17 protein-coding genes are annotated in these 20,231 nt (G+C 72.6%); 7 read left to right on the plus strand and 10 right to left on the minus strand.

What is annotated here, in order from left to right; translation table 11 throughout:
- Positions 1–6: 6 nt before the first annotated feature.
- From IEV65_RS08595 to IEV65_RS08605, 3 genes are all read left to right on the plus strand, one after another.
- Entirely contained in the window at positions 7–891 is an 885-nt protein-coding gene (locus IEV65_RS08595; RefSeq protein WP_188429863.1) for an alpha/beta hydrolase, read from the plus strand.
- Complete coding sequence (locus IEV65_RS08600; RefSeq protein WP_229735103.1) at positions 888–1,880, plus strand: DMT family transporter; 993 nt, start codon at positions 888–890, stop codon at positions 1,878–1,880. Before IEV65_RS08595 ends, IEV65_RS08600 begins: the two co-directional genes overlap by 4 nt.
- Positions 1,881–2,016: 136 nt before the next feature.
- A complete protein-coding gene (locus tag IEV65_RS08605; protein ID WP_188429865.1) occupies positions 2,017–4,098 on the plus strand; it encodes a prolyl oligopeptidase family serine peptidase in 2,082 nt (693 codons plus the stop codon).
- A 13-nt stretch (positions 4,099–4,111) separates the two neighbouring features.
- Here IEV65_RS08605 and IEV65_RS08610 read toward each other — a convergent pair whose 3' ends face one another.
- Positions 4,112–4,954 carry a GNAT family N-acetyltransferase gene (locus IEV65_RS08610; RefSeq protein ID WP_188429867.1) on the minus strand — a complete coding sequence of 281 codons (843 nt, stop codon included), beginning with the start codon at positions 4,952–4,954 and terminating at the stop codon, positions 4,112–4,114.
- A gap of 111 nt (positions 4,955–5,065) precedes the next feature.
- Here IEV65_RS08610 and IEV65_RS08615 point away from each other — a divergent pair, with 111 nt between their 5' ends.
- The 3 genes from IEV65_RS08615 (at position 5,066) to glpK (ending at position 9,214) form a co-directional block, all read left to right on the plus strand.
- Positions 5,066–6,811, plus strand: coding sequence for a glycerol-3-phosphate dehydrogenase/oxidase (locus IEV65_RS08615; RefSeq protein WP_188429869.1), 1,746 nt, complete (start codon positions 5,066–5,068; stop codon positions 6,809–6,811).
- A gap of 110 nt (positions 6,812–6,921) precedes the next feature.
- The gene (locus IEV65_RS08620; RefSeq protein WP_229735133.1) at positions 6,922–7,623 is read left to right on the plus strand and encodes an MIP/aquaporin family protein; all 702 of its coding nucleotides are present in this window, start codon (positions 6,922–6,924) and stop codon (positions 7,621–7,623) included.
- Positions 7,624–7,672: 49 nt separating this feature from the next.
- Positions 7,673–9,214, plus strand: coding sequence for a glycerol kinase GlpK (glpK, locus tag IEV65_RS08625; RefSeq protein ID WP_188429873.1), 1,542 nt, complete (start codon positions 7,673–7,675; stop codon positions 9,212–9,214).
- A 72-nt stretch (positions 9,215–9,286) separates the two neighbouring features.
- On the opposite strand, the gene IEV65_RS08630 is transcribed toward glpK, so the two are convergent.
- The 9 genes from IEV65_RS08630 to IEV65_RS08670 form a co-directional block, all read right to left on the minus strand.
- The gene (locus IEV65_RS08630) at positions 9,287–10,000 is read right to left on the minus strand and encodes a nucleoside/nucleotide kinase family protein (protein WP_229735104.1); all 714 of its coding nucleotides are present in this window, start codon (positions 9,998–10,000) and stop codon (positions 9,287–9,289) included.
- An 18-nt stretch (positions 10,001–10,018) separates the two neighbouring features.
- Positions 10,019–10,870 carry a GNAT family N-acetyltransferase gene (locus tag IEV65_RS08635; RefSeq protein WP_188429875.1) on the minus strand — a complete coding sequence of 284 codons (852 nt, stop codon included), beginning with the start codon at positions 10,868–10,870 and terminating at the stop codon, positions 10,019–10,021.
- A gap of 17 nt (positions 10,871–10,887) precedes the next feature.
- On the minus strand, positions 10,888–12,054 hold the full coding sequence (gene ispG, locus IEV65_RS08640) for a flavodoxin-dependent (E)-4-hydroxy-3-methylbut-2-enyl-diphosphate synthase (protein WP_188429877.1): 1,167 nt from the start codon (positions 12,052–12,054) through the stop codon (positions 10,888–10,890).
- 30 nt (positions 12,055–12,084) lie between these two features.
- Positions 12,085–13,404 (minus strand): M50 family metallopeptidase, encoded by a 1,320-nt coding sequence (locus IEV65_RS08645; RefSeq protein ID WP_188429879.1) that lies wholly within the window; start codon positions 13,402–13,404, stop codon positions 12,085–12,087.
- The gene (gene dxr, locus IEV65_RS08650; RefSeq protein ID WP_188429881.1) at positions 13,404–14,633 is read right to left on the minus strand and encodes a 1-deoxy-D-xylulose-5-phosphate reductoisomerase; all 1,230 of its coding nucleotides are present in this window, start codon (positions 14,631–14,633) and stop codon (positions 13,404–13,406) included. The genes IEV65_RS08645 and dxr overlap by 1 nt, the downstream gene beginning before the upstream one ends.
- On the minus strand, positions 14,630–15,355 hold the full coding sequence (locus tag IEV65_RS08655; RefSeq protein WP_188429882.1) for a hypothetical protein: 726 nt from the start codon (positions 15,353–15,355) through the stop codon (positions 14,630–14,632). Before IEV65_RS08655 ends, dxr begins: the two co-directional genes overlap by 4 nt.
- A complete protein-coding gene (locus IEV65_RS08660; protein ID WP_188429883.1) occupies positions 15,352–16,491 on the minus strand; it encodes a hypothetical protein in 1,140 nt (379 codons plus the stop codon). The genes IEV65_RS08655 and IEV65_RS08660 overlap by 4 nt, the downstream gene beginning before the upstream one ends.
- Positions 16,488–16,817 (minus strand): hypothetical protein, encoded by a 330-nt coding sequence (locus tag IEV65_RS08665; protein WP_188429884.1) that lies wholly within the window; start codon positions 16,815–16,817, stop codon positions 16,488–16,490. The genes IEV65_RS08660 and IEV65_RS08665 overlap by 4 nt, the downstream gene beginning before the upstream one ends.
- A 115-nt stretch (positions 16,818–16,932) precedes the next feature.
- Complete coding sequence (locus IEV65_RS08670) at positions 16,933–18,852, minus strand: propionyl-CoA synthetase (protein ID WP_188429885.1); 1,920 nt, start codon at positions 18,850–18,852, stop codon at positions 16,933–16,935.
- 134 nt (positions 18,853–18,986) lie between these two features.
- Here IEV65_RS08670 and IEV65_RS08675 point away from each other — a divergent pair, with 134 nt between their 5' ends.
- On the plus strand, positions 18,987–20,228 hold the full coding sequence (locus tag IEV65_RS08675; protein ID WP_188429886.1) for an LOG family protein: 1,242 nt from the start codon (positions 18,987–18,989) through the stop codon (positions 20,226–20,228).
- Positions 20,229–20,231 lie beyond the last annotated feature (3 nt).

Here is a 20,231-nt window from a genome sequence, read left to right on the forward strand (position 1 = left end):
GCAGCCATGCGTCTTCCCGCCGCCGACCTCCGCCCGATCCCGCACCTCGGGCTCCGGGGTGACCTGCGCTCCTGGCGTGACGTCGAGCTGCCGGGCCTGGACCGTCGCGCCGAGGTCTACGTCTGGCTGCCGCCGGGCCACGACGTCGGCGAGGACCGCTACCCGGTGCTCTACCTGCACGACGGCCACAACGTCTTCCTGGACGAGCGGGCCTTCGGAGGGGTCTCCTGGGGCGTCGATGCCGCGATGACCCGGTTGGCGCAGGAGGGCCTCCCGGCGATCGTCGTCGCGGTGCCCTGCCATCTGACCGAGCGCGCGGACGAGTACACGCCCTACCACCTGCCCGGCGTCGGTGGCGGCCGGGCGGATCGCTACGCGGCCTTCCTCGCCGACCACCTCAAGCCGGCGGTCGACGCCGCGCTGCGCACCCGCCCGGAGCCCGAGCACACCGTCACGGCCGGCAGCTCGCTCGGCGGCGTCGTGAGTGCCTACCTGTGGAGCACGCGGCCGGACGTCTTCGGCGGCGCCGGGGTCTTCTCCCCCGCCTGGTGGTGGCCGGACACGGCCCACGGCGAGCGGGGCCTGGCGGACGTCGAGGAGGCGCTGGCGAAGCCGCGGACGCACGGCCGGGTCTACCTCGACGTCGGCGGCCGGGAGCATCACCTCGACGAGGACGTCCGGCGCCACTACGTCGTCGCCGCCGAGCGGCTGGCCGCCCGCCTGCGCGGGGCGGGGGTGCCGCTGCGCTACCTGTACGACTCGCAGGCCTACCACTTCGAGTCGGCCTGGGCGGAGCGGTTCGCGCCGGCGGTCCGCTGGCTTCTCCAGGGGTATGCCGTCGCGCCGCCGCCGTACGTGCAGCGCGACCTGGCCACGCAGGGGCGGGCGTGACGCCCCGGTCCGAGCCGTCAGCGCGGCACACCCCGTCCGCGGACGAGGGAACCGCGCTGCGCACCCGCGCCAACCTGCTCCTCGTCCTGACCGCCGCCATCTGGGGGCTCGGGTTCGTGGCCCAGCGCCTGGGGGCCGACCACATGGGGGCGATGAGCTACAACGCCGCGCGCTTCGCCCTGGGGGCAGCGTCCCTGCTGCCGCTCGTCTGGTGGTTCGCGCGGCAGGGCCGGCGGGCCCCGCTCGTGGTGCCGGAACCACCGGCCGGCGAGGTCTACGACGAGAGGCCCCCCTCCCCCGGACAGGGGCGGTCCTCGCTGCTGCCGGGGCTCGCCGCCGGTGCCGTGCTGTTCTCGGCGGCGGGGCTGCAGCAGCTCGGCCTGGAGACGACCACCGCGGGCAAGGCCGCCTTCATCACCGGCCTCTACATCGTGCTCGTGCCCGTGCTCGGTCTGGCGATCGGCCACCGCGCGGCACCTGCCGTGTGGGTGGGGCTGGGCCTGGCGGTGCCGGGGCTCTACCTGCTGAGCATGACCGACGAGCTGACGATCGCCACCGGCGACCTGCTCGTCCTGGCCGGTGCCGCCTTCTGGGCCCTGCACATCCTCGTCATCGACCACTTCGTGCGCACGGTGGACGCGCTGCGGCTCTCGGCCGTGCAGTTCGCGGCGTGCGCGCTGCTGTCGGCCGGTGTCGCGCTGGTCGTGGAGGAACGGCCCTTCTCCGGGCTCGGTCCCGCGGCCGGCGCCGTGCTCTACGCGGGCCTGCTCAGCGTGGGCGTCGCCTACACCCTGCAGGTGGTCGCCCAGCGGCACGCCAAGCCCTCGCACGCCGCCCTGCTGCTCAGCCTCGAGGCGGTCTTCGGCGCGCTCGGGGGGTGGCTGCTGCTCGACGAGGTGGTGAGCGGACGGATGCTCCTCGGGTGCGCGCTGGTGATGACCGGGATCGTCGTCTCGCTGCGCGGGGCCGACACGTCAGGCTCCGACTGACGCCCACTTCGTGGCGGGCATGAATAGTTATGCGTGGGAACGGATGGACACGCAACCCCGGCAGCCTACATCCGTGACCGCGCCGAGCCCAAGGGTGGGGACGCGACCGGTGCCGGACCTGTGATGAGGTGGGGCGGTGAACACGTCCAGCACGTCCAGCACGTCCAGCACGCCGACCGACGGCGCCCTGCCCGACCCGCACCAGTGGCTGGAGGAGGTCGACTCCCAGGAAGCCCTCGGCTGGGTGACCGAGCGCAGCCGCGCCGCCGAGGACGCGCTCCGGGACGGCGAGCGCTACCCCGCCCTGCACGCGGGGATCCGGGAGGCGCTGGAGGCGAGCGACCGCATACCCCTGGTCAGTCAGGTCGGCGACCACCTCTACGGCTTCTGGACCGACGCGGACCACCCCCGGGGGGTATGGCGTCGCACCACCTGGGAGTCGTACCGCACCGAGGAGCCGAGCTGGGAGGTCCTGCTCGACGTCGACGCGCTCGGCGCGGCGGAGGGGGTGCCATGGGTGTGGCAGGGGGCGCAGGTGCTCCGACCCACGCATGACCGCGCCCTCGTGCACCTGTCCCGCGGCGGCGCCGACGCGGGCACGACGCGGGAGCTGGACCTGACCACGCTCCAGTGGGTGCCGGCGCCGGAAGGCTTCGCCAAGGGCGAGGCGAAGGGGCGCCTGGCGTGGCACGACCGCGACCACGTGTGGCTCACCACCGCTGACGACCCGACCGGCCCCACCCGCTCCGGCTACCCGCGCACGGCCCGGCTGTGGCGGCGGGGCACGCCTGTCGCGGAGGCCGCGGCGGTGCACACGGTCGAGGAGTCCGACCTGGGGTTGTTCGTCTCCCACGACCAGCGTTCCGGGCGCACCGTCCTGCGCCGGGCCCTGGCGTTCTACGAGGAGGAGGTCCTCGTGCTGGGCGCGGAGGGGCCGGTCCCCCTCCCGGTGCCGGCCAGCGCCGACGCCGACGTGCACGGCGACCTGGTGAGCCTGAGGCTGCGCCACGAGATGGACGGGTTCCCCGCGGGCTCGCTGCTGGTCGCCGGGCTCGACGACGTGCTGGCCGGGGCGGCGCGGTGGACGGCCGTGTTCACCCCGGACGAGCGCTCGGCGCTCGTCGACGCGACCTGGACCGCCGACCACCTCGTGTCGACCGCCCTCGTCGACGTGCGTCATACGGTCCAGCTGCACTCCCCCGCTGCCGACGGAACCTGGCGGTCGGTCGACCTCACCGACCTGCTCCACCTCGGCCTGCGGACCGTGAGCGTCTCCGCGGTCGACGACCACGACAGCGACGACCTGTGGCTCGTGACGACCGGCTTCCTCGAGCCCATGACCCTGTCCGTCGCGCGCGTCGGCGAGGACGCCCGGTCCTCGGTGGAGGTGGAGCTGCTCAAGGCGGCACCGCCCCGCTTCGACGCGACCGGCCTTGAGGTGTCCCAGCACTGGGCCAGGTCCGCCGACGGCACGGCGGTGCCCTACTGGCAGGTCGGCCCCGCCGACCTGCCGCTCGACGGCACCACACCCACGGTCCTGCACGGCTACGGCGGCTTCGAGCACGCCCTCACCCCGGCCTACGACCCGATCGTCGGCCGGTCCTGGCTGGCCCACGGCCACGTCCACGTCGTCGCGGGCATCCGCGGCGGTGGCGAGTTCGGCCCCCGGTGGCACCAGGCGGCCCTGCGCGGCCAGCGCCACCGCGCCTACGAGGACTTCGTCGCGGTCGCCCGGGACCTCGTGGCGCGCGGCGTGACGAGCGTGGCCCGGCTCGGGTGCACCGGCCGGTCGAACGGCGGACTGCTCGTCGGCGCCATGCTGACGCTCTACCCGGAGGACTTCGGCGCGGTGGTGTGCCAGGTCCCGCTGCTGGACATGCGCCGCTACCATCTGCTGCTCGCGGGGGCGTCCTGGACGGCGGAGTACGGCGAGCCCGACGACCCCGAGCACTGGGCCTGGCTGTCGACCTTCTCGCCCTACCAGCGTTTTGACCCGGCCCGACCCACCCCGCCGGTCTACCTCGCGACCTCGACCCGCGACGACCGCGTCCACCCCGGTCACGCCCGCAAGATGGCGGCCCTCCTGGAGGAGCACGGCCGCGACGTCACCTACTGGGAGAACACCGAGGGCGGTCACGGCGGCGCGAGCACGGCCGACCAGTGGGCGACCTGGCACGCGCTCCCGTGGTCCTTCCTCCACGCCCGGCTGGCCGGCTGAGGAAGGCCGGGCCTCAGAGCAGCACGGTCGCGAACGTCCCCGTCTGCACGAACCCCACCCGTCGGTAGGTCGCGACGGCCGGTGCGTTGAAGTCGTTGACGTAGAGGGTGACCACCGGCGCCACCGTGGCCATGGCCTGCTCCACGACCGCGGCCATCGCCGGGGCGGCCACGCCCTGCCCACGCCATCGCGGGTGCACCCAGACACCCTGGACCTGGGCGACCCCCAGGGCGACCGACCCCAGGTCCGCCTTGAACACCACCTCGCCGGCCTCGACCCGGACGAAGGTGTGGCCACGTCGGATCAGTCCGTCCACGCCCTGCCGGTATGCCGTGCCCGTCCCCGTGTAGGGCGGGTAGCCGATCTCCTCGGTGAACATGGCGGTGGCTGCCGGCACGACGAGGTCGAGCTCGTCGGGGCGGGCCGGCCGCACGGCGGGGTCAGCGGCGACGCCGAGCACCGACGGCCGCTCGGTCATGGTCAGGACGAGCTGGTTGCGACGGATCTCCCGAGGACGACCCCAGTGCCGCTCGAGCCGGTCCCACAGCTCGAGCACCTGGTCGGCCGGCCCGAAGACCGAGCTGGCCCACGTGCGTCGCTTGACGACCTTGCCGGCGAGCGCGGCGATCGCCCGGCTGCTCGCACCGACCGGCACGACGTTCGCGGCGCACCAGCACAGCGCGCGCTCCCCGCCGGCCTCGTAGCCGAACAACGGTCCCCGCGTGCCCGCGAGGCCGCTCTCCACGATGCGCGCAGCGACGAAGACGTTGGTCACCGGGTCCTCGGCGCACACGTCCAGGGCGTCCTCGACGTCGGGCATCCCGAGAGCGCGGACGGCACCGAGACTGCGCAGCATGGGCCCAGCCTGCCTTACCGAGCGAAACGGTGTCGATCTGCATTAGTGTCGGTGAACTGAGAGCGCCATCGATGACGCAGTCCGCCCGCGAGGACGAGGAGCACCACAGCGATGCAGAACAAGCCGCTCACCGGCCGGAGCCGTGACGAGGCCCTCGAGGCGCTGCGCGCCAGCGGGTCGGGCGGCCAGCCCCTGGATGTGCTGGTCATCGGTGGTGGGGTGACAGGTGCTGGGACGGCCCTGGACGCCGCGACCCGCGGGCTCTCGACCGTGATCGTCGAGGCCCAGGACTGGGCCTCGGGCACCTCGCAGTGGTCCACCAAGCTGGTGCACGGGGGTCTGCGCTACCTCCAGATGCTCGACTTCAAGCTCGTCCACGAGGCACTGACCGAGCGGGGCCTGCTGCTGAAGACGCTCGCGCCGCACCTGGTGAAGCCGATGCCCTTCCTCATCCCCCTCGAGCACCGGGTGTGGCAGCGCGCCTACTACGGCGCGGGAGTCACGCTCTACGACCTGCTGGCCAACCTCATGCCCGGCCGGCGGGCCCTGCCGATCCACCAGCACGCCACGCGTGGTCGGCTGCACCGTGAGTTCCCGGCGCTGCGCCACGAGACGGCGATCGGCGCCGTCAAGTACTGGGACGCGACGGTCGACGACGCCCGGCTCGTGGCGACCCTGGTGCGCACCGCGCACTCCTACGGCGCGCAGGCCGCGAGCCGTACCGAGGTCGTGAAGATCCTCAAGGACGACGACGGTCGGGCGGTCGGCGCGCTGCTGCGCGACCTCGAGTCGGGGCAGGAGATCGAGGCGCGGGCCCGGCACATCATCAACTGCACCGGCGTGTGGACCGACGAGGTCTCGGAGCTCGCGGACACCGAGGGCGGGCTGCGGGTGCTCGCCTCCAAGGGCATCCACCTCGTGGTGCCGCGGGAACGGATCGAGGGCTCGTCCGGGCTGTTCCTCCAGACCGAGAAGTCGGTGCTCTTCTTCATCCCGTGGTCGCGCTACTGGATCATCGGCACCACGGACACGCCCTGGCACGAGAGCCGTCAGAACCCCGTGGCCACCTCCGCAGACATCGACTACGTGCTCGAGCACGCCAACGCCGTGCTCACCACGACGCTGACGCGCGAGGACGTCGTGGGCTGGTATGCCGGTCTCCGGCCGCTCCTTCAGCCGGGCACCAAGGAGGGCACGGACTCGGCCAAGGTCAGCCGCGAGCACACGGTCGCGTCCCCGGTCCCAGGGCTGACGGTCATCGGGGGCGGCAAGCTCACCACGTACCGGGTGATGGCCAAGGACGCGGTCGACTTCGCCCTCGGTGAGCGCGCGGCCGAGCTGCCGTCGGTCACGCACGAGATCCCGCTGCTGGGTGCCGTGGGCGAGAGCGCCATGCGCCGCCGCATGCCTGCCCTGCGGGCCCGCTTCGGCTGGAGCGAGCAGCTGACGGACCACCTGCTGCACCGCTACGGCTCGCTCATCGAGGAGCTGCTCGACCTGATCGCCGAGGACCCGTCCATGGCGCGACCGCTCGCGCACGCCCCCGCCTACCTGCGGGCCGAGGTCGCCTACGCCTGCATCAGCGAGGGGGCGCTGCACCTGGAGGACCTGATGATGAGGCGCACCCGCATCATCTACGAGTACCCGCACAAGGGCCTGGCCGCCGTCGACGAGGTGGCCTCCATCGCCGAGCAGTGGCTGGGCTGGAGCACCGACCGGGTCCGCGACGAGCTCGAGAAGTACACCGCTCGTGCGCAGGCCGAGGAGGCCGCGGCGCTCGAGCAGGACGACGCCGCCGCGGTGCGCGTCCGCGACCGCCACGGCGAGGTGGCGCCCCTGAGCTCCATGGACCGTTGAGCACCAGCATCGGTCCGTGGCATGGCCGGGCGCCCCGCCCGACCATCCTTCCCACCTGAAAGGACGATGACGTGGGAGAAGTCTTTCTGGCCGAGGTGCTCGGCACCGGGATGCTGCTGCTCCTCGGTGCCGGCGTGGTCGCGAACGCGATCCTGCCGAAGACCAAGGGGTTCGGCGGCGGCGGAGGAGGCGCCTGGCTGCTCATCAACTTCGGCTGGGGTCTGGCGGTGTTCGCCGGCGTCTACGTGGCCTTCAAGTCCGGAGCCCACCTCAACCCGGCCGTGACCCTGGGCCTCGTCGCCAACGGCGCCGACAACTTCGGCGGTTCGGCGGCCCTCGAGGTGAACCTCGTCAACACCCTCCTCTACCTCGCCGCTGAGATGGTCGGCGCCTTCCTCGGCGCGGTCCTGGCCTGGGCGGCCTACAAGCAGCACTTCGACGAGGAGGCGGACCCGGCCACCAAGCTGGCCGTCTTCTCGACCGGTCCGGCGATCCGTAGCTATGGCTGGAACCTGGTGACCGAGATCCTGGGCACCTTCGTGCTCGTCTTCGTGATCCTGCACTTCGCGCACACGCCCTCCCAGCTCGGCCCGCTGGCCGTCGCGCTCCTGGTCGTCGGGATCGGCGCCAGCCTCGGTGGTCCGACCGGCTATGCGATCAACCCCGCGCGTGACCTCGGTCCGCGCATCGCGCACGCCATCCTGCCGATCCCCGGCAAGGGCTCCAGCGACTGGGGCTACTCCTGGGTGCCGGTCGTGGGCCCGATCATCGGCGGCGTGCTCGGCGGCCTCCTGGCTGCCGCCATCGCCTGAACCGGCCACCTCACCTACCAGCACGACGATGTGAAGGGAACGAAGACAGATGGCTGAATACGTCCTCGCGATCGACCAGGGCACCACCAGCACCCGGGCGATCGTGTTCACCAAGAGCGGCGAGATCCACTCCGTGGGCCAGAAGGAGCACGAGCAGATCTTCCCGAAGGCTGGCTGGGTCGAGCACGACCCCGCCGAGATCTGGGCCAACACCACCGAGGTCATCGGCATGGCGCTCGGCAAGGCCAACCTCACCGGCCGTGACCTGGCCGCCATCGGCATCACCAACCAGCGCGAGACGACGGTGGTGTGGGACAGGACCACCGGCGAGGCGGTGTACAACGCCATCGTCTGGCAGGACACCCGCACCTCCAAGATCGTCGCCGAGCTCGGTGGTGACGAGGGAGCCGACAAGTACAAGGCGGTCTGCGGGCTGCCGCTCGCCACCTACTTCTCCGGTCCGAAGGTCAAGTGGATCCTGGACAACGTCGAGGGTGCCAGGGCCAAGGCCGAGGCCGGTGACCTGCTCTTCGGCAACACCGACTCCTGGGTCCTCTGGAACCTGACGGGCGGCGTGAACGGCGGAGTGCACGTCACGGACGTCACGAACGCCTCGCGCACCATGCTGATGGACCTCAAGACGCTCGCCTGGGACGAGAGCATCGCGGCTGACATGGGCATCCCGATGTCGATGCTGCCGGAGATCCGCTCGTCCTCGGAGGTCTACGGGGAGAGCGACAAGCTCCATGTGCCGATCGCCGGCATCCTCGGTGACCAGCAGGCGGCGACGTTCGGCCAGGCGTGCTTCGAGAAGGGCATGTCCAAGAACACCTACGGCACGGGCAACTTCATGCTGCTCAACACCGGCACCGAGATCGTGCCGAGCGAGAACGGCCTGCTCACCACGGTCTGCTACAAGATCGGCGAGCAGGACGCGGTCTACGCGCTCGAGGGATCGATCGCGGTGACGGGGTCGCTGGTGCAGTGGCTGCGCGACAACATCGGGCTCATCAAGGACGCCCCGGAGATCGAGACCCTGGCCAAGGAGGTCGAGGACAACGGTGGCTGCTACATCGTCCCCGCCTTCTCCGGGCTCTTCGCGCCCTACTGGAAGGACGACGCCCGCGGCGCGATCGTCGGCCTGACGCGCTACGTCAACAAGCACCACATCGCGCGGGCGGCCCTGGAGGCCACGGCGTTCCAGACCCGTGAGGTGCTGGACGCCATGAACGCCGACTCCGGCGTCGACCTCTCCGAGCTGCGCGTCGACGGCGGCATGATCGCCAACGAGACGCTGATGCAGTTCCAGGCCGACATCCTGGGCGTCGACGTCGTGCGGCCGAAGGTGGCCGAGACCACCGCGCTCGGCGCGGCGTACGCGGCCGGCATCGCGGTCGGGTTCTTCTCCGGCGAGCAGGACGTCATCGACAACTGGGCCGAGGACAAGCGCTGGACGCCGCAGATGGACGACGCCGAGCGTGAGCGCCTCTACCGCACCTGGAAGAAGGCGGTCACCAAGACCTTCGACTGGGTCGACGACGACACCGAGAAGGCCGAGGCCGCCGTCGCGGAGCAGTCCGAGGACGCCTGAGCAACGACCGCCCGACCGACGCGCCGACCCGAACGGGTCGGCGCGTCCGTCATTCCAGGACCTGCCCCCGCCTCAGGCCTCGTCGTCGAACCACTGGGGGTCCTCGGGGTCCGGCACGAGCAGCTCGGGACGCTGCAGGTCGGTGTTGTCGACGATCCACGTCGGTTGCCACAGCCGGGACTGAAGACCGTAGAGGCGCTGCCCGCCGACGTAGCGCGCGTTGACGGGATGCTCGGGGTCCTCGTCGCCCGCCACGCGCGAGCCGGGGAACCGAGCCTTCCCGCGCGGCACCGTGACGCTGGGCGGGGCCGTGACCAGGCACGTCGCGTCCCACTCGCCGCGCAGCTCGGGACGCCGCAGGAAGATGCCCTCCACGATGAGCAACGCGTCGTCCTCGGCCTCGACGGGGGCCGGGTGGAGCGGTCGGTCGGTGTCCACGTCCCGGACCGCGGGACGGAAGGCCTCCCCCCGCCGGAACGGGTGCAGCACCTCGCGCCTGAGCGCGTCGTAGTCGTAGGAGTCGCGGTAGAAGGACTCAGCGTCCAGGCCGGCGGCATACCGGAGGGAGCGTGGGTGGTGGAACCCGTCGACGGACACGCTCAGCACCTGGCGTCCGGCCACGAGCGGTGCCAGCGCCACCAGTTCGCCGACCATGCGGGTCTTGCCCACCCCGTCCGGGCCGTCCACCGCGACGACGGCCCGCTCCCCCGGCCGGGTCGCGAGCATCAGCGCGAGCAGGTCCACGAGGATCAGCTGGCGGGTGGGGAGGAACCCGGGCATCGACATACCGGACAGGGTAGGTCGTCAGCTCTCGCCCGAGGTGGCGTTCCACTCCATGTAGAGGCCGTTCTCGAGCAGCGAGGCCCAGGACGGGGCCGGCTTCTCGACGAAGCCGAAGGAGCGGTACAGGCTGCGTGCGCGGGTGTTGTCCTCGCCGACGTCGAGCCAGACGCGGGACACCTGCGGGCGCGCGCGCGCCTGCTCCAGGAGCTTGCGCAGCAGGAGACGCCCCAGACCCTGGCCGCGACCCTCCGGGGCGACGACCATCCGACGCAGCTCCACGTGGCCCGGCTCGCTGACGCCCGCGATGATCCCGAACGCCACGATCCGGTCGAGGCGGTCGACCAGGACCCAGTGCTCCATGTCCGGGTCCTCGAGCACGCTGCGGTGCCAGTCCAGGCCCCCCTGCCCGATCCACTGCCGGGTGTCGAGGGCCTCCTCGATGTCGACGACGGTGCGCAGGTCGCCGGACCGCGTGGGTCTCAGGTAGGTCCCGACGACCAGGCCACCCCGTGTGCGTCCCAGGCTGCTACGGGCATGAGGTTTGCCGACGACCTTCGGGGTGGAGATGACCAGCATCTCCAGCTCGTCCCCGTCCTCGTTGCGCACCTCGTGACGCACCCGCGGGGGCACCTCGATGCCCTCGCCCGCCCCGACGTGCGCGGTCTGGGGTCCGAGCGTGACGGTCGCCCTGCCCCGGAGCACGTAGAAGAACTGGCGGGAGCGGTCGTGGGCGTGGGCCCGGGTCGAGGCTCCCGGGGGCAGCAGCTGATGGTCGATCCCCAGGTCGGTGCGGTCCAGCAGGTGCCAGGCGGTGCACCCCTCGTCCCAGGTCGACCGGGCTGCGGTCTGACGGCTGATCGGGTCCGGTGCCATGACCGAACGTTAGTCGGTCAGCCCACCGTGACGGTGGGCGCGCCGCCCTGATCGTCCGTCAGCTCCATCTCCTCGGCGATGCGCATGGCCTCCTCGATGAGCGTCTCCACGATCTGGCTCTCCGGGACGGTCTTGATGACCTCGCCCTTGACGAAGATCTGTCCCTTGCCGTTGCCGGAGGCCACGCCCAGGTCGGCCTCGCGAGCCTCCCCCGGGCCGTTGACGACGCAGCCCATCACGGCGACGCGCAGCGGCACCTCCATGCCCTCGAGGCCGGCCGTGACCTCCTCGGCGAGGGTGTAGACGTCGACCTGCGCCCGGCCGCAGGAGGGGCAGGAGACGATCTCCAGCTTGCGCGGCTTGAGGTTGAGGCTCTGCAGGATCTGGTTGCCGACCTTGACCTCCTCCACGGGCGGCGCGGAGAGGGACACGCGGATCGTGTCGCCGATGCCCTTGGACAGCAGCGCACCGAAGGCGACCGAGGACTTGATGGTGCCCTGGAAGGCCGGCCCCGCCTCGGTCACGCCGAGGTGCAGCGGCCAGTCGCCACGCTCCGAGAGCATCTCGTAGGCGCGCACCATCACGACCGGGTCGTTGTGCTTCACGGAGATCTTGAAGTCGTGGAAGTCGTGCTCCTCGAACAGGCTGGCCTCCCAGACCGCCGACTCCACGAGCGCCTCGGCGGTGGGCTTGCCGTACTTGTCGAGCAGCCGCTTGTCCAGGGAGCCGGCGTTGACGCCGATCCGGATCGAGACGCCGGCGTCCTTGGCGGCCTGGGCGATCTCCTTGACCTGGTCGTCGAACCTGCGGATGTTGCCCGGGTTGACGCGGACCGCGGCGCACCCCGCGTCGATGGCCGCGAAGACGTACTTGGGCTGGAAGTGGATGTCGGCGATGACCGGGATCTGCGACTTGCGGGCGATGGCCGGCAGGGCGTCGGCGTCGTCCTGGCTCGGACAGGCGACCCGCACGATGTCGCAGCCCGCCGCCGTCAGCTCGGCGATCTGCTGCAGAGTGGCGTTGATGTCCGTCGTCGGTGTGGTGGTCATCGACTGCACGGAGATGGGCGCGTCACCCCCGACCTCGACCTTGCCCACCTTGATCTTGCGCGTCTTGCGACGGGGCGCCAGGACCGGCGGGGGCAGCGACGGGAGGCCGAGCGAGACAGGGGTGCCAGCAGTCATGGACCCAGTATCTCAGGACGACCCTGGACGTCAGCCGAGACTGACCGGTCGGACGATGTCGGCATAGATCAGCAGCGCCGTCATGCCGAGCAGCCCGACGGCCACGGCATACGCGACGGGCAGGGCCTTGGCGGTGTCCACCGGTCCGGGGACCGGCAGTCCGCGCACTCTCGCCCACGCCTTCTTCAGGCCCTCCCACAGGGCGCCGGCGATGTGCCCGCCGTCGAGGGGAAGCAGCGGGACCAGGTTGAAGACGAACAGCGCCATGTTGAGCGAGGCGATCAGGGCGAGCACGATCCAGAGCCGCTCCCCCAGGGTGCCGCCGAGGACGTCTCCGGACGTCACCTCCCCCGCCACCCTGCCCACGCCGACCACCGACATCGGACCCTCGGCGTCCCGCTCCTCGGTCCCGAACGCCGCCTGGGCGACGTCGACCATGCGCTGCGGCAGGGTGAAGATGACACGTGCGGTCCCGGTGAACATGTCCCCGACCACGCCTGGGACCGCCGTCACCGGCTGCGGCTCGTAGACGAAGGTCGGCGACGCGCCGAGGAAGCCGACCGGGCCCAGCACCGGCTCCCCCTGCGCATCGACCGTGACCGTGCCGTCCGGCTGGACCAGGGGTCGTTCGCGCATCACCAGGTCGGCGGTGAGCGTGAGCTCGCGGCCGTCGCGCTCGACGAGGAAGGTCGCCTGCTCCCCGGCGTTCTGGATGGCGTAGGTCGTGTCCGCCCAGCCCGTCACAGGTGTGCCGTCGACGGCCAGGATCGTGTCGCCGACCTGGAACCCGGCCCGGACGGCAGGCGAGGCCGGCTGGCCGGCGCAGTTGTCGTCGGTGACGTCGGCCGGGGCGCACTGGGCGACCGCGGAGACCGTCGGGACGTTGGTGCCGATGCCGTGGACGGTGAGGATGAGGGTCATCAGGACCACGCTGATCGCGAGGTTCATCAGCGGCCCCCCTGCCATGACGACCAGCCGCTGCCAGACGGGCAGCCGGTAGAAGACGCGGTCCTCGTCGCCGGGACCGACCTCGTCCAGGGAGTCCTGCCGGGCCTGCTCGATCATCTGCTGGACCGGGTTGGAGGTGGCGCGTCGCAGCCGCCCGCCGTCCTGTGCCCGCGGTGGGAACATGCCGATCATCCGGACGTAGCCCCCGAGGGGGATCGCCTTGATGCCGTACTCGGTCTCTCCGCGCCGGGTGGACCACAGGGTCGGGCCGAAGCCGACCATGTACTGCGGCACCTTGACGCCGAAGATCTTCGCCGGGACGAGGTGACCCACCTCGTGCAGCGCGATCGACACGGCGATCCCCACGGCGATCACGAGGACGCCCAGGACGTACAGCAGCATCAGACCCGCTCCTCGGTGCTGGCGGCCACCAGGTCGGTGGCGACGGTGCGTGCCCAGGCGTCGGCGGCGAGCACCTGGTCCACGTCGAGTTCAACCGACGAACCGCGGATTCCGTTCCCGGCCTCTCCCGCGTGCTCCTCCACCACCGACGCGACGGTGTCGACGATCCCGGTGAACGGCAGCTGGCCGGCGTGGAAGGCCGAGACGCACACCTCGTTGGCGGCGTTGTAGACGGCCGGGAAGGTCCCACCCTCGCGGCCTACCTGCACGGCGAGCCGGACCGCCGGGAAGGCCTCGTGGTCCAGCGGGAAGAACTCCCAGGTCGAGGCCTGCGTCCAGTCGCACGGGGCAGCCACGTCCGCGAGCCGCTCGGGCCACGACAGGCCCAGGGCGATCGGGATGTGCATGGTCGGGGGCGAGGCCTGCAGGATCGTGGACCCGTCCCTGAACTCGACCATCGAGTGGACGACGGACTGCGGGTGCACCACGACCTCGATGTCGTCGAACGGCACGTCGAAGAGCAGGTGTGCCTCGATGACCTCCAGGCCCTTGTTGACGAGGGTGGCGGAGTTGGTGGTGACCACCAGCCCCATGTCCCAGGTCGGGTGCGCGAGCGCCTGCGCCGGCGTGACGCCGCGCAGCTCCTCCCGGCTGCGGCCGCGGAAAGGGCCGCCGCTCGCGGTCACGACGAGGCGGCGGACCTCCTCGCGCCGCCCGCTCCGGAGTGACTGGGCGATGGCGCTGTGCTCGGAGTCGACGGGCACGATCTGGTCCGGGCCCGCGGCCGCCTTGACGAGAGGACCCCCGACGATGAGGGACTCCTTGTTGGCCAGGGCCAGGGTGCTGCCGGCTGCCAGAGCCGCGAGGGTGGGCCGCAGGCCGATGCTGCCCGTGATGCCGTTGAGCACGACGTCGGCGCCGTTGCCGGCCACCGTCGTCGCGGCCTCGGGTCCGGCCAGGACCTCCGGTCGGTATGCCGTGCGTCCCGCCTCGCGCGCGGCCCCCGCGAGCGCCTCCGTCAGCCGGGCCACCGTGGCGGCGTCGTCGCGGGCGACCGCCACCTGCTCGACGCCCAGCTCGACCGCCTGTCGCGCCAGCAGCTCGACGTCCCCACCCCCGGCGGCAAGGGCTCGGACGGTGAACCGGTCGGGGTGGGCGCGCACGACGTCCATCGCCTGGGTGCCGATGGAACCGGTCGAACCGAGCAGGGTCACGGAGCGCTGGGTCACCGTGTCATTGTGCCCTGCCGTGCGGCTCGGGCCACCCAGGCGGCGACGTGGCCGGGTGGCACCGGGCGGTACTCGAGAACCGCGGGCGGAGCCTCCGAGCGGTCGATGCCGGTCGACCAGCACCCGCGGGGCCCCAGCGCCAGGAGCTCTCCCGCCACCGGCTCCCCGCCCTCCACGACGGTCAGCTCGGCGAGGCAGGTCGGGTGGTCGAGCGACGCGGCCAGCAACGTCGGATCCGTGGCCGGGACCCGCCGCGGAGGCCCCTGCCCCGCGAGCGCTGACGAGGGGACCGTGACCGAGGTCACCGCGTCGAGGAGCTGCTCCCGGTCGGGGGCGATCCACAGGTGGCGCACGTCACCCTCCAGCAGGTCCTCCACGACCGCACCCTCCTCGCGGTCGAGCAGGTGGACCAGCCGCACGCCCCGCACGAACCCCTGCCCAGCGGCGTCCTGGCCAGGCTCTGGCGCCACGACGCGCTCGACGACCAGGGTGCGGGTGGCCGTCAGCCGCACGTCGAGCACGGTCGTGAGGAGCAGGCTCTCGTCGCTGTCGTCCACCTGCAGACGGCCCGCGGCGTCGAGCAGCCCGCGGGCGCGGAGGGAGCTGCGGGCCTCCAGCGCCACGGCCGCCCTCTCGGCCTGGGGAGGCTGCCCGTGGTCGGCACGCCGGGCGTCCTCCAGCTCGGTGAGCTCCGCGGCGGTGACGGCCAGGACGAGGATCACGGCGCGACCCCGACCAGGCGGTCTCCGGCCACCGGTGCGCGGAGCTGGTCTGAGAGTCGGTCGCGCAGCCTCCGCAGCCCGGACCGGGCCACCTCCCGCGCCGTGCTGACGGCTGTGCCGCCCTGCCGCCAGACCCGCCGGGTCGCGCCGCCGATCTCGCGGCGGTTGTCGTAGATCCAGCCGCCCGCGACCCACGCCTGGTAGGCCCCGGCGGCGACGATGCCGGCCGGCACCGCGACGGGCGAGGAGACGACGACCGCCCCGACGACGCCGACCACGGCGGCCCCGGCCAGGACGCGGGTCGCTGTGCCACGCCACCCGCCGTGCCCGCCCCCGGTGACCACGTCCGGGACCGCGTCCACCAGGGTCATCACCGGGACCCCCTTCATGGCCAGGCCCGTCGCGACCCTGCCGACCACGGGCAGCCGCTTGATCCAGCCCTTCGGCTTCTGGACCACGAGCCGCTGGGCCCGCTGCATCCCCTGGGCCACCCGACGCGCGATCCGCTCGCCGCCCGGCACCGTCTGCCGGTGCAGACGGCGCAGCTCCATCGCGACGATGCTCAGACCCAGGCCGGCCCTGCCCGCGTCACGCGCGTGGGTGACCACCTCCCGCAGCAGCTTCAGGTCGTCGTAGGTCCGCATCCCATCCGTGAGCCACCCGAGCCCGCTGGCGGCACCCTGCTGGGCGCGGTCGAACTCCTCCTCCGCCTCCGCCACGAGCCGTCGCAGCCGGGTGATCTCCGCCTCGACCTCGGCCAGCCGGGAACGCCAGCCCTGACCGGCGAGGTCGTCCGTCTGCGCACCGTAGGAGAGCAGACGGGCCCGCTCGTCGACAAGGGCCTCGGCGACGGCGAGATGACGGCGGACGCGCCCACCCAGCTCGCTGGCGACAGCGGCGATCCGGTCCAGCTGGTGCGCCGCCTCCTCCAGCGGCGAGGCGACCGAGCGCACCGCGGCAGCGCTCGCCGCACGCCTGGCCCCCTGCTCGAGGGCCGCCAGCCCGCGCCAGCCGTCGAGCCCTCCGCCGTCCGCCACGCCGTCGGCCGCGTCGACGAGGTCGGCCGACAGCACCCGCAGCGCCGCGGCCACCACCTGCATCCCCTCGGGGTCCGCGGCGAGGACGCTCGCGCTCATGGCCGACCTCCCCCGGTCCACCGGGCGACGAGCGCCTCCTCGACCGTCCGGTAATCGGCGGCCGCCACGCCGGTCGCCGCCCCCACCAGTCGCGTCGCGTCGGCCGACCGGGCCAACGTCGCTGCCAGCACCCGTCCGAGCACCGTCAGGGCGCCGGAGAGCTGGGCTCCCCCGGCTCCCTCGGCCGCCGCGTCGCACCGCTGCCGTACGCACCTCCCGATGCCCTCCACCGTCTCGGCGACCCGCGTCAGCCGCACGGCTGCGGCGCCGAGGGCGTCCGTGTCTACGTCCACGTTCACGTCCACCTGCATCGTGCCCGTGCCCATCCCTGCCTCCCTCCCTGCGGCGTCAGGCCGGCTGGCCCGACGTCACGAGCAGGATAGGAGGCCGGCCAGCCGCCGAGAGCCGGTTGTCCACAGGCTGCCGGCGGCCGGCCCCGGCTCAGCCACCGCCTCCCCGCAGCACCGGGGTCAGCGCGTCGAGCACGGAGACGTCCTCGATGGTGGACGGGACCGCAGCCTCCTGGCCGTCGGCGATCTGCCTCATCGTCTTGCGCAGGATCTTGCCCGAGCGGGTCTTCGGCAGCGCGTCGACGACGTCGACCTGCCGCAGCGCGGCCACGGCGCCGACCTCGCTGCGGACCCGCGCGACGAGCTCCTGCCGCAGCGTCTGCAGACCGGCCTCGTCGGGGTCGGTGCCCGCCTTGAGGACGACCAGGGCGCGAGGCACCTGGCCCTTGAGCTCGTCGTGGACGCCGATCACCGCGCACTCGGCTACGGCGGGGTGCCCGGCGAGCGCCTCCTCGAGCGAGCCGGTGGAGAGCCGGTGGCCCGCGACGTTGAGCACGTCGTCGGTCCGGCCCATGACGAAGACGTAGCCCTCGTCGTCGACATACCCGCCGTCCCCGGAGAGGTAGTAGCCGTCGAACGCCGACAGGTAGCTGTCGACGTAGCGCTGGTCGTCACGCCACAGCGTGGGCAGGGTGCCGGGCGGCATGGGCAGCCGCAGGCAGATCGCCCCCTCCGTGCCGGCCGGGACCTGCTCGCCGCGCTCGTCGAGCACGCGCACGTCATACCCGGCGGTAGGCAGCGTGGGGCTGCCGGGCTTGATCCCGAAGAGCGCCTCGCCCTCGCGCACCGGGTTGATCGCGATCGGCCAGCCGGTCTCGGTCTGCCACCAGTTGTCGACGACCGGCACGCCGAGGTGGTCGGTCGCCCACTGCCAGGTGTCCGGGTCCAGCCGCTCCCCCGCCAGGAAGAGCGCACGCAGCGAGGAGAGGTCGCCGTCCTTGAGCAGCGTGGCGTCGGGGTCCTGCTTCTTGATCGCCCGGACCGCCGTCGGGGCGCTGAAGGCCGACACGACCCCGTGCTCCCGGATGAGGCGCCAGTACGCCCCCGCGTCGGGCGTGCCCACCGGCTTGCCCTCGTAGAGGATCGTCGTCGCGCCGGTGAGCAGCGGCGCGTAGACGATGTAGGAGTGCCCGACGACCCAGCCCACGTCGGACCCGCAGAACCAGGTCTCCCCGGGCTGCACCCCGTAGAGCTCGGTCATCGACCAGCGCAGCGCCACGGCATACCCGCCGCTGTCCCGCACGATCCCCTTCGGGCGCCCGGTCGTGCCCGAGGTGTAGAGGACGTACAGCGGGTCGGTCGACCCGACCGGCACGCAGGCCGCCGGCGCCACCGCGTCCGGGTTCATGACCTGCTTCCAGTCCAGGTCGCGCTCCCCCAGCTCGGCGTGGAGCTGCTCGCGCTGCAGGATCACGCAGTGGTCGGGCTTGTGCGCGGACCGCTCGATCGCCTCGTCCAGCATGGGCTTGTAGGCGACGACGCGGCTCGGCTCGATGCCGCAGCTCGCGGACACGACCACCTTGGGCTCCGCGTCCTCGATGCGGGCCGCCAGCTCGGCCGGGGCGAAGCCGCCGAAGACGACCGAGTGCACCGCGCCGATGCGGGCGCAGGCCAGCATCGCCACCACGGCCTCGGGCACCATCGGCATGTAGATGACCACGCGGTCACCCTTGACGACGCCGAGGTCGCGCAGCACACCGGCGAACCGGGCGACCAGGTCGAGCAGCTCGGCATACGTGAACGACCTGGTGGTGCCGGTCACGGGGCTGTCGTGGACGAGCGCGGTCTGGTCGGCGCGCCCGTGGACGACGTGCCGGTCGAGCGCGTTGAAGCACACGTTGAGCCGCCCGCCCGGGAACCAGCGGTAGAACGGGGCGTCGGCGTCGTCGAGGGCACGCTCCGGCCGGGTGATCCAGGTGATCAGGTCGGCCGCCTCGCCCCAGAAGCTCTCGGGGTCCTCCAGGCTGCGGGCCACGGCGTCGCGGTACTGCTGCTGGGCGTCGTTGCTCATGAGGTCAGTCAACACCCGACCGTCGCACCGGAGGGGCCAGGGGGCGCGAGCGTCGGTCGACGGCCTGCCTCGTGCGCCCGACGGCTGCGGCCCGCCGACCGGCGGGCCGTCACCCGGTTGCCTAGGGTCTACGTATGCAGCTCAGCCAGCGACCCGTCTCCGCCCGGGTGTCCTCGGTGCCGGTGGGTCTCCGCGCCGCGCAGGAGGTGCGTTACCGCCGGGCGCAGAGCACCGGCCCGGTCGCCGGGAGGGAGGTCGAGGACGGTGAGACCTGGGCCCGCCTGCTCCGCTCGTCGGCGCCCCTGCACGCGCTCCGGCTCCAGGGCCTGGACCTGCGCCGCGACCGCGAGCTGCTCCTGGCCCGGTCCGACCTCAGCGACATCGTGGTGCTCGGCGGGCGGCTCGACGAGGAGATCGAGGAGCACCTGCGCGAGCACGGGACGATCATCTTCCCCGCGGCCCACCGCTCACCCGTGGATCCCTACCGCGCCCACCTCTACACCCCGCAGGAGCTGTACGCGGGGCTGGAGGACGACGGCTACGCGGGCACGGTCGACGCCCGGGCCTATGCGTGGTTCGAGGACGCGACCATCCGGCACGACGCCTACGTCACCGCGCTGCGGGCCATCCACGACGACGCCATGTCGGACGCGCTGACCTCGTTGGTCCTGGGGCGTGTCGTCGTGGGCGTGATGGGCGGCCACGCCCTGCGGCGGGGCAGCGACGACTTCGCCGCAGCGGCACTGCTCGGGCACCGGCTGGCCGAGGCGGGCGCCCTGGTCGTGACCGGCGGCGGACCCGGCGCGATGGAGGCCGCCAACCTCGGGGCCTGGGCCAGCGACGAGGCGGTGCTGGCCGACGCGCTCCACGCGCTCGCAGGCGTCCCTGACTTCGCCCCCGACATCGCCGCCTGGGTGCGGCCGGCCCTCGCCCAGCGCGGGCAGGGGCGGGGCGGCACCGGGCTGCGCAGTCTGGGGATCCCGACCTGGTACTACGGTCACGAGCCGCCCAACGCCTTCGCGCAGCAGATCGCGAAGTTCTTCTCCAACGCCGTCCGCGAGGACCTGCTGCTCGCCCACTCCCGGGACGGCCTGGTGGTGCTCCCCGGAGCCGCGGGGACGGTGCAGGAGGTCTTTCAGATGGCGACCCGGCTGTACTACGAGGTCGACCTCGCCGAGCAGCCCCTCCCGCCGCTGGTGCTGGTGGGGCGGGCGCACTGGACGGAGCAGCTGCCCGTCTGGCCGCTGCTGCAGGCCCTGGCCCGGGAGCGCCGGATGAGCGCCGTCCTCCACCTGGTGGACACGGTCGACGAGGCGGCGGCAGTGGTCACCCACGGCGTCCGGTCGCGGACACCCGCTGTCCGCGACCAGGGCTAGCCT

The sequence above is a fragment of the Ornithinimicrobium tianjinense genome, assembly GCF_014636495.1.
GTDB classification, from domain to species: Bacteria; Actinomycetota; Actinomycetes; order Actinomycetales; family Dermatophilaceae; genus Ornithinicoccus; species Ornithinicoccus tianjinensis.

What these genes read in the sequence shown, in the direction of transcription:
- IEV65_RS08660 (WP_188429883.1), bottom strand. Translation starts at nt 16,491, where the DNA reads ATGAGCGCGAGCGTCCTCGCCGCGGACCCCGAGGGGATGCAGGTGGTG.
- ispG (WP_188429877.1), bottom strand. Translation starts at nt 12,054, where the DNA reads ATGACTGCTGGCACCCCTGTCTCGCTCGGCCTCCCGTCGCTGCCCCCG.
- IEV65_RS08645 (WP_188429879.1), bottom strand. Translation starts at nt 13,404, where the DNA reads ATGCTGCTGTACGTCCTGGGCGTCCTCGTGATCGCCGTGGGGATCGCC.
- IEV65_RS08615 (WP_188429869.1), top strand. Translation starts at nt 5,066, where the DNA reads ATGCAGAACAAGCCGCTCACCGGCCGGAGCCGTGACGAGGCCCTCGAG.
- glpK (WP_188429873.1), top strand. Translation starts at nt 7,673, where the DNA reads ATGGCTGAATACGTCCTCGCGATCGACCAGGGCACCACCAGCACCCGG.
- IEV65_RS08635 (WP_188429875.1), bottom strand. Translation starts at nt 10,870, where the DNA reads ATGGCACCGGACCCGATCAGCCGTCAGACCGCAGCCCGGTCGACCTGG.
- IEV65_RS08620 (WP_229735133.1), top strand. Translation starts at nt 6,922, where the DNA reads ATGCTGCTGCTCCTCGGTGCCGGCGTGGTCGCGAACGCGATCCTGCCG.
- IEV65_RS08665 (WP_188429884.1), bottom strand. Translation starts at nt 16,817, where the DNA reads ATGGGCACGGGCACGATGCAGGTGGACGTGAACGTGGACGTAGACACG.
- IEV65_RS08675 (WP_188429886.1), top strand. Translation starts at nt 18,987, where the DNA reads ATGCAGCTCAGCCAGCGACCCGTCTCCGCCCGGGTGTCCTCGGTGCCG.
- IEV65_RS08670 (WP_188429885.1), bottom strand. Translation starts at nt 18,852, where the DNA reads ATGAGCAACGACGCCCAGCAGCAGTACCGCGACGCCGTGGCCCGCAGC.
- IEV65_RS08610 (WP_188429867.1), bottom strand. Translation starts at nt 4,954, where the DNA reads ATGCTGCGCAGTCTCGGTGCCGTCCGCGCTCTCGGGATGCCCGACGTC.
- IEV65_RS08630 (WP_229735104.1), bottom strand. Translation starts at nt 10,000, where the DNA reads ATGTCGATGCCCGGGTTCCTCCCCACCCGCCAGCTGATCCTCGTGGAC.
- IEV65_RS08595 (WP_188429863.1), top strand. Translation starts at nt 7, where the DNA reads ATGCGTCTTCCCGCCGCCGACCTCCGCCCGATCCCGCACCTCGGGCTC.